The organism is bacterium CG_4_10_14_0_2_um_filter_33_32 (assembly GCA_002792735.1).
Taxonomy (GTDB): domain Bacteria; phylum Patescibacteriota; class CPR2_A; order CG2-30-33-46; family CG2-30-33-46; genus CG2-30-33-46.
Map to the genome: position 1 here is coordinate 1 of PFOW01000062.1, position 9,274 is coordinate 9,274.

At 34.0% G+C, this 9,274-nt stretch carries 9 protein-coding genes; 2 read left to right on the forward strand and 7 right to left on the reverse strand.

The annotated features are described in order from the left end of the window. Window positions 1-123: 123 nt before the first annotated feature. Window positions 124-1,359 carry a serine hydroxymethyltransferase gene (locus tag COX95_04240; GenBank protein PIZ85403.1) on the reverse strand — a complete coding sequence of 412 codons (1,236 nt, stop codon included), beginning with the start codon at window positions 1,357-1,359 and terminating at the stop codon, window positions 124-126. 123 nt (window positions 1,360-1,482) lie between these two features. Beyond that, a complete protein-coding gene (locus COX95_04245) occupies window positions 1,483-2,103 on the reverse strand; it encodes a threonylcarbamoyl-AMP synthase (protein PIZ85404.1) in 621 nt (206 codons plus the stop codon). Window positions 2,104-2,221: 118 nt separating this feature from the next. On the opposite strand from COX95_04245, the gene COX95_04250 reads away from it, so the two are divergent. Next, window positions 2,222-2,851 (forward strand): hypothetical protein, encoded by a 630-nt coding sequence (locus COX95_04250; GenBank protein ID PIZ85405.1) that lies wholly within the window; start codon window positions 2,222-2,224, stop codon window positions 2,849-2,851. A gap of 138 nt (window positions 2,852-2,989) precedes the next feature. Then, the gene (locus COX95_04255; protein PIZ85406.1) at window positions 2,990-3,271 is read left to right on the forward strand and encodes a 50S ribosomal protein L27; all 282 of its coding nucleotides are present in this window, start codon (window positions 2,990-2,992) and stop codon (window positions 3,269-3,271) included. Between the two features lie 67 nt (window positions 3,272-3,338). On the opposite strand, the gene COX95_04260 is transcribed toward COX95_04255, so the two are convergent. The 5 genes from COX95_04260 to COX95_04280 all read right to left on the reverse strand — a co-directional run bounded on the left by COX95_04260 (window position 3,339) and on the right by COX95_04280 (window position 9,135). Further along, a complete protein-coding gene (locus tag COX95_04260; protein PIZ85407.1) occupies window positions 3,339-5,000 on the reverse strand; it encodes a CTP synthase in 1,662 nt (553 codons plus the stop codon). After that, window positions 5,000-5,446 carry a 50S ribosomal protein L9 gene (rplI, locus tag COX95_04265; protein ID PIZ85408.1) on the reverse strand — a complete coding sequence of 149 codons (447 nt, stop codon included), beginning with the start codon at window positions 5,444-5,446 and terminating at the stop codon, window positions 5,000-5,002. The genes COX95_04260 and rplI overlap by 1 nt, the downstream gene beginning before the upstream one ends. A gap of 2 nt (window positions 5,447-5,448) precedes the next feature. Further along, window positions 5,449-6,687, reverse strand: a complete 1,239-nt coding sequence (locus COX95_04270; protein ID PIZ85409.1) for a hypothetical protein — start codon at window positions 6,685-6,687, stop codon at window positions 5,449-5,451. A gap of 71 nt (window positions 6,688-6,758) precedes the next feature. Then, a complete protein-coding gene (locus COX95_04275) occupies window positions 6,759-7,895 on the reverse strand; it encodes a hypothetical protein (protein PIZ85410.1) in 1,137 nt (378 codons plus the stop codon). Window positions 7,896-7,944: 49 nt separating this feature from the next. After that, the gene (locus tag COX95_04280; protein ID PIZ85411.1) at window positions 7,945-9,135 is read right to left on the reverse strand and encodes a hypothetical protein; all 1,191 of its coding nucleotides are present in this window, start codon (window positions 9,133-9,135) and stop codon (window positions 7,945-7,947) included. Between the last annotated feature and the right edge of the window lie 139 nt (window positions 9,136-9,274).

Below are 9,274 nucleotides of genomic sequence, written 5' to 3' on the forward strand. Positions count from 1 at the left end.
GCGGGGCGGAGCGTCAGTTTCGCTCAAAGAAATTTCGCGCAAAGTTTAGAATATCCCACCAATTTAAATATTACCAACAAATAAAAATAGACATTAAGGTCTATTTTTATTTGTGCTATGTAATTATCTAATTCCGGGGACTGGGAAACTTAAACAGAGCTGACGAACATCTTCTCTTATCTCGTTCAGTTTATTTTCTTTTGATCTATTCTCTATTGCTTCGTTGATCCAGCGGGCGATTTTTTTCATTTCCCCTTCTTGCATACCTCTTGTTGTTGCAGCAGGACTACCCAATCTAATGCCCGATGGGTCAAAAGGCGGCCTATCATCATAGGGAACTGCATTCTTGTTAACAGTTAACCCAACTTTATCTAAAGCTACTTCAGCTTCCTTACCTGTCACCTGTTTATTCCTTAAATCAACAAGAATTAAATGGTTATCCGTACCATTGGAAACTAGATTAAAACCAAAACTCATTAATTCATCAGCTATAACTTTAGCGTTCTTTACTATCTGGCTGGCATATTCTTTGAATTCTGGAGTAGAAGCTTCTTTTAAAGCAACCGCCTTTGCGGCATTAATATGATCATGGGGACCACCTTGAGCACCCGGGAAAACAGATTTATCTATCTTTTCCGCATATTCATTCTTACACATAATCATCCCACCCCTCGGACCCCTTAAAGTTTTATGTGTTGTGGTGGTTACAACGTCTGTAAATGGAAATGGTGAAGGATGAACTTCCCCTATAATTAAACCGACAACGTGTGATACGTCAGACAAAGAATATGCATTAATTTCTTTTGCTATATCTGCGAACTTTTGAAAATCTATTGTTCTAGGATAAGCAGTGGCTCCGGAAATTATAAGCTTTGGTTTTTCCTCCAATGCCATTTTTCTGACTTCATCATAATCAATCATACAGGTATCTTTATTTAATCCATATTGCACAACTTTAAATAATCTCCCCGAAAAACTAACAGGGTGACCATGAGTTAAATGTCCGCCGTGCGACAGATTCATGCCCATAATTTTATCACCTGGCTCAAGCAAGGCCATTAAAGCTTCGATGTTAGCCGGACTACCAGAATAAGGCTGAACATTTACATGCTCTGCCCCAAATAAGTCTTTAGCTCTTTTTATGGCTAATTCTTCCATTTCGTCTATGTATTGCTGGCCTCCGTAGTACCTTTTTCTGGGATATCCTTCGGAATATTTATTATTTAAAACAGACCCCATTGCTTCCATCACTGCCTGAGAAATATAATTTTCTGAAGGTATAAGCTCAATGCCTTCGCTTTGCCTTTGCTTTTCTTTTTCAATTATTTGATAAATTTCTAGATCAGTTTCTTTTAGCATTATTTTACCTCTCGAGACCTCTGGATATATATTCCTTACAGAGGCCGAAGACCCCGACGAAACGTATGTGGATGTCGGGACTATTTAATTAATAGTCTATCTAATAATAGCATTATTACAACACTATAGCGCTTCCTTAATGTCCTTTAATTTTATTCTTCCCGTCCTCAAAATTTTTAAATTTGATGTTAAGTCTATAATAGTTGATACCTGTCTTCTAGGCAAGTTACCTGAATCTATAAAATAATCAGGAGATAGGCTACTAGTTTTGGAAAAATAGTCCATTATTTGTTTTGATTTATACGCTGGTGGTTTGTTTGATATATTTGCCGAAGTAGCTGTAACTGGTAATTTGTATTCTTTTAGAATATTTAAAATTAACCTATCATTAGGTTCTCTAGCCACAATAGTATTGTTTGGATCCAGAACTGATCCTAAAATCTTATTCTTACTAGGCCCAACCTGCAAAATTAAGGTAAGATCACCGGGCCAAAATTCTTTCATTAAAGCATCTACTTGTCTATTAACAATAGCTACTTCTTTTGCTATTTTTTGATTAACAAAAATCGGCATAAGTTTATCTTTGCTTCTTTCCTTAATTTTGTAGATCCTCTCAACTGTTTGTTTATTAATATTACCAACAATACCGTAAGAAGTATCCGTAGAAATTACAAATATTTTCCCCTTTTCTAACTCCTGATTTATAAAACCTATATTAATTTCGGAAAATTTAATAATATCCATAGACGAATTCTAACATACTTATTTAAACAATTAAAAACTTGATTTAGTGAGCTAATTAAGATAAACTTCTTTCCTTAAAAGCTCTGCTCTTGTTCCTTTAAATAAGGGGGCTATATGAATGAAAGAAACCACTATCGGAATAGTTAAACCAGACTTTGTACCTTATATACATGAAATCGCCAGTATAATAATAACTCATGGGTTAAAAATACCGAAAATCTATCTCTTAGCTTATACAGACCAAAACGTAATCGATCAACAATATTATTATACCAATGAAGAGCTAAGAAAATATGGAAATAACAATCTAAACATCTGTGATGAAAAAGGACTAGACCCATCCATATACTTTGGCCAAGGATACAAACCATTAGAAACAGGAAAAATCGTTATAGAAAGACACAAAGCTTACATGATGTCCGGTGGAATTGCTGCAATTATAGTACAAGGTGACAATGCCAAAACAAGATTAAAGGAATTAGCCGGCAAAACCGAGCCAATAAAAGCAGTGCCTGGAACAATCAGATACAAGCTTGCTGGGACATACGGCGACGATCATCCTCTTATTGTAAATTCTCTATACAAAGCAATCCTAACGCAAACAACAATTCATAATGTAATCCATGTTCCAGACCCAGAAAATGCAGATAAAGATTTAAATCTTTGGAGAAACAAAAACCATAAAGGATTAATTACTGTCGGTCCATTCGAAAAAATATACTCAAATCTCAATAGAAGTTCGATATAGAACTTCTTTTTTTATTATTTAACAAGGTTAACCGTTGACTAAAAAGATAAAATAAGGTAATATTCATAAGTAAATATAGATTATGTCCCAAAGCAAATTAGGGATTTATTATAATAAAATCAAGGTTAAGAGGTATATATGGCGCATAAAAAAGCAGGCGGAAGTACAGGTCTCGGACGAGATAGTCAGTCAAAAAGATTAGGATTAAAAGTTTTCGGCGGCCAGCTTGTAAAAGATGGTGGAATTATTGTGCGTCAAAGAGGCACTAGATTCTATCCAGGAGATAATGTAGGAGCTGGAGTTGATGATACTTTATTTGCAACATCGGCCGGAATCGTTCAATTCAAGAAAAAGAAAGAAAATGGCTTTACCGGAAAGAAAAAAGAAAGAGTTATGGTAAATGTAGTTCCAAATAAATAATTATAAAGAAGCAGATTTTTAAAACCGCCCTCTTAGGGCGGTTTTAAAAATTCTCTATTTTTTTATGCTAAAATTTGTCTGCTTTAAGATTTTTATTATCTTTACCTTCCACTAGAGCTTTGATAAAACCAACGAATAATGGATGCGGTTTATTTGGGCGGGACTTAAATTCAGGATGAAATTGCACACCCACAAAAAACGGATGATTTTCTATTTCAATTATTTCTACCAATTTTCCGTCTGGCGATATTCCGGAAATAACAAAACCCTTTTCTTCCAAAATTTTGCGGTACTTCATATTAAATTCATATCTATGCCTATGTCTTTCCTCAATCAAAATATCCTGACCGTTTATTTTTTTCTCAAATGACGAAGAATTATATAAATCAAAAGACCTGCTCCTTTTTTTTATCACACACGGGTAAGCACCCAAACGCATTGTTCCGCCTTTTTTCTTTATGCCGCGCTGGCCAGGCATAATATATATAACAGGGTAATTTGTTTTAGTATTAAACTCTGTTGAGTTAGCATTCTTTAATTTACAAACATTACGACTAAAATCTATTGTTACAATCTGCATTCCTAAACATAATCCCAAATACGGAATATTATTCTCTCTAGCATATTGTGCAGAAATAATTTTGCCTTCTATTCCTCTACTGCCAAATCCTCCAGGAACTAATATACCATCAACATTTTTTAATATTTCCTTTGCTTTATTCGGATCTTTTTCCAAGACTTCTGCATCTATCCATATAATTTCAGGGTTGACATTATTATACCAGCAAGCGGATTTTAAAGCTTCAATAACGGACATGTAAGTATCTTTATTGGTTAGATATTTTGCAACCAATCCTATCTTTACGCTTTTTTTGTCTTTCTTTATTCTTTCACTTAGGTCTTTCCAATTTTTAAGATCAGGCGACTTACTGGTTAATCCTAAAATTTTTGAAATAAGATCAGCACATTTGTATTTTTCAATTATCAAAGGTATTTCGTAAATTGAATTTACTGTAACCATAGGAATAATCGCTTCAGGCTCCAAGTCGCAAAAAAGAGATATTTTATCAATCATTGAAGGAGTTATATTATAGTCTGATCTTGTAACCAGAATGTCAGGAGAAATACCTAATTTTCTTAAATCTTTAACGCTATATTGAGCTGGACGAGTCTTAACCTCCTTAGTCGCTTCGAGGTATGGTAAAAAAACAACGTGCAAATACAAAACGTTTTCAGCGCCTACTTTTCTTTTGATCTGCCTTATAGCTTCCATAAAATGCAGGCCTTCGTAATCCCCAACAGTACCCCCTATCTCAGTTATATGAATATCGTAACCTTTGCCTGCATCAATAATTTCTTGCTGAATTTCCGCTGTAATGTGAGGTATTATCTGAACTGTTTTTCCTAAATATTTTCCTTCTCTTTCTGCAGATAAAACTTTATCAAAAATATTCCCCGCCATAATACTAGAACTTCCGCTTAAGCTTTTATCTAAAAATCTTTCATAATGACCTATATCTAAATCAGTTTCTGCCCCGTCATCTGTAACAAAAACTTCACCATGTTCTCCAGGGTTTAAGGTACCGGCATCCATATTTAAATAAGGATCTAATTTTTGAATATTAATCTTAAACCCCCTGGATTTTAAAACAGATCCGATAGAAGCGGCAGTAATACCTTTACCCACTCCTGATAAAACGCCGCCGGTTACAAAGATATATTTTGTCATTAAGCTCCTTCTTTTTTTACATCAATTAGAATTTTGGCTTTTACCCCTTCGCCAAGTTTAATCTTTGCCTTATATTTACCGACTTCATGAATAGGATTTATTTCTATGTTTTTCTTATCAATAAAAATGCCTGATTTATCTTTTATAGTCTTAGAAATATCATTATTGGTGATCGATCCAAACATTTTATCATTTGTCATTTTTACTTTAAATTCTAACTTTATCTTTTCTATATCATTTTTTTTCTTTTCTATCCCTTGCAACTTACCTTCTCTCTTTTTCATGTATATTTCTTTTTCTTTCTCTACTCTTTCTTTTTCTTTTGTGGTAGCCAACACAGCAGAACCATTGGGTATCAAATAGTTTCTAGCGTAACCATCTTTAACATTTTTCACTTCCCCATATTTCCCTAAATTTTCTACATCTTGAGTTAATATAACTTCCATTTTTATTCTCCTAAAATTTTTAATGCTTCGTCTAATTGTGGGTCTTTACCATTATTGTAATCAGCTTCCGTTAATTCTTTCTTGATATCAGGCTCTATTCCTGCTTTATTTATAGATTTACCAGAAGGAGTAAGCCACTTAGATATCGTTATCTTTAAAAACCCTTTATCAAGATCAAAAACCTGCTGTACTAATCCTTTACCAAAACTTTTTTGACCTAAAATTTTACCTCTATTCCTATCTTTAATAGCGCCTGCAACTATTTCCGAAGCTGAGGCACTACCTTCGTCTATTAAAACAATTAAAGGATTTTTAGTCAATCTACCTTTTTTAGACGTTTTAAAGGATTTTCTGTTACCGTTTTTTGATTCCTCAATCACTACGATGCCGCCATCAAGAAATTCTGACGCAATATCCACTGCACCGGTAAAATACCCTCCTGGATTTCCTCTAAGATCTAAAATTATCCCTTTAGGCTGATTCATTAATATATCTTCAACTGCCTTATTAAAACTGTCTGGCGTTGTTTGCTCAAATCTAGTTATTTTTATAATAGCAATTTTACTATTACCTACTTTTTCATATTCTGTTTTTACGCTATTAACATTAATAGTATCTCTCTTTAATTTATAATCCTTTGGTGCATCCTTACCTCTTTGTATAGTAAGAGTAACCTCAGTATCTTTTGGGCCTTTAATTTTTTCTGTTGCCTGATCTATGGTCATAATCTGAGTTTCTTCGCCATTTATCTTAATGATTTTATCTTTTGATCTTAAGCCTGCTTTATCGGCGGGAGTGCCTGGCAGAGCAGAAATAACCACTAACTCACCATTTTTTATTCCGATTTCCATACCCACTCCCGAGAAAGAACCGTCTATTTCTTCTTGAAACTGTTTTGATTCTTCAGGATTCAGATAAATTGTATATGGATCTTCTAAGCTATCGGTCATTCCTTTAACAGCTCCATAGAGCATTTTTTGATAGTCCAAGCTTCCGACATATTTGTTCTCCAACATATTCCAAGCATCCCAAAAAAGTTTAAAATCAATATTTTGCGGTTTACCGCTATCTTGATTTAATATAGCTGGTTTGATTTGGATAGGACCGATCTGTCTAATATTTCCTAGATTCCCCGACCCTAAAAGAAGCCCAAATATAAAAGAACCGGCCATTAAAAAACCAATAAATATGATTGGAATGAAGTTGATTTTTCTTCTGTTTCTATTTGAAGTTATTAACATCTAAAAAATAAGTGTTGGGATATCCCAACACTTATTATATTAAAATTTACCGCTTTGTTTGTCAAATAATTTTAATAAATAAAAGTGAGACCAGAAGATAAAATATTGCCTCTATAAGTATAGGATTCTGGCTTCTTCCAATTATATTCTGAAACTTCTATTGTACCATCTGAATTTACTCTCTCTACAATTGCTACATGACCATATGGAGTAAGTTTAGTTTTAGGCCAGACTACAATATCTCCTACTTGAGGACTATACCTTACATGATAATCCTGGCCTATAGCTAAATTAGGCCAATTATGAGCATCTCCTGTTCCTGAAGGACCAGACCCTCTATACCATGGTTTATCATAAACCACATTCCATTTCCAAGCAGCATATGAAGTACATTGCAACTTATAAAACCCCCAGGGATCAACCCCTCTAGATAAATACGGATAATCGTTGCCTCCACCGCCAAACCATTCGTTGTTCTGCCTGCTTTGCCTTTCTCTCTCTTCATATAATGCACCGGCTATTCTATTATTTTCAGCCAACATTTTTTCATATTCTGCCTGCTGTCCCTTGGTCTGTTTGAGTAAATCGTCCTTTAAAAATTTTTGGTATTGCTGATTCTTTTTTTCCTTTTCTAAAACACTTCTTTGAGTTTCTAAATTCAGTTTTTTAGTTTCTTCTTCTTTTTTTTGAGCTTCAAGCTGATTTTTTAATATTTTGATCTCTTGGATTGTAGAATTTATTTTATCCTGTACTGCCCGGTTATATTCCTCTTGATTGAGAAAATTAGTAATACTACTCGTACTTGCCAGTATTTCCATTGCGGATAGATTGCCCTTTTCATAAAGCAGCTGGATTAATTTTTTAAGATCACTTTTATTCTGAGTTATCTTTTCTTCGTTAATTTTTATCTTCTCTTTTAGGGTTCCAATTTCTTTTTCTTGATCTGATATTGCATGAGATAAAGAATTTATATTAGCTTGAGCTACATTGATTTGATCACTCATAGCAGATACCTGCGACTGAAGATTAGCCGCCTCTGCTTTTTTATCATTTACCGTTTGCTTATTTTCTTTTATCTTACTCTCAATTTCTTTAATCTGCTGATCAATGGATGGCAATGCATACACGTTAAAAGGACTAATAATAAACGATATTATAAACATCGCTAATATACATTTTATTGAATTGTTTTTATTCATCAGGCTCATTATACAAAGGATAATTAATTAAGCAAGGTATCTTTCTATAAACATATTTTTATTTTAAATGACCATAGAGAGTTAGAAATCCATTCTGATGATCAATAATTATATAGTGCCCAAAACCCGAACTGATTCCATTCTTACCTACACCATCAAATATAATAACACCGTTTTTTGCCGCTCGGACGGGAGTTCCCTCTGCCGCAGCAAAATCTATACCGCCTGGCCAACCTCTCCCACGATGACTGTATGATCCAAAAAAATCCTGGGTTATTTTAGCGCCAGGTACTGGAAAGCTAAAAGCATTAACAGATAAAAGAGGCATTGGATCAATATCACGACCATACTGATAAACTCCGAAATGAACGTGCGGACCGCTAGAAAATCCAGTGTTACCCAGTCTAGCTATAGGTTCTCCAGTATATACTCTTTGTCCTGCCCTAGCTCCTGAAAAAGGAAGACCAATGGAAATAGGGCTTGCGCCGGAAGAAATCGCTGAAATCATTGATGAAACCTGAGATTTATCATTTAATGCCTGTTCAAGTATTTTTTTGTAGAGCTCTTCGTCCCCCTTAGTCTCATCTATAAGTCTATTCTTGGCCATTATTCGAGTTGCTAATTCTTCTTTACATCTTTCTTGTTCACCTTTGATAGATTCCTGTTCATTTTTTTCTTTTTCTATTTCTTGTTTTTTCTTATTTAAATTATTTTTAATATCTTTTATATTTTCTACCGAAACTGCCAAATCTTCACTAATAGTAAGAAGATATTTGCTTTGATTGACAGCAGAGCTTAGCGTTTCGCTTGATGCTAAAATCTCTACTATATCAGTATTACCTTGTGCATAAATAAGCTTAATGCCTTTTTTTAGCTTTTCTTGCTCATGATCCAGTTTCTTTTCATTAAGCTTAACTTCATTTTCTATATAATCTAATCGCCCCTGAGCATCCCTTAATTTTTCATTCAGAGTCTTAATTTTAATCTCAACGGCCTTAGACTGCTGCTCAATATTTGCAATTTCATCTTTAAGGCTCTTGGCTTGATTTTGCTTCTCTTGTATTTTGTTATTTTGCTGTGCGATAATCCCGTCTAGTTCTTTTGTCCTCTGCTCAACCAGTTTATCTGTTTGAGAATCAGCGCTAACAAAATTCACTAATAAACATAGCAAGAATAATCCAAAAAAATAGATTATTTTATTTAGATATCGCCTTTTTGCCCTTAAGTCTGGTGAGTATTGTATAACCAATATTCCACTTATATTATTATAAAATTATACCATTTTTTTGCTTAACTATCAAGCTATTGTACGCGTCACGCACATTTGAGACTCCGGAACAGTTTTTATTAAATAATCAATGGGTGAAATATTACCCAAAGATTGGTGT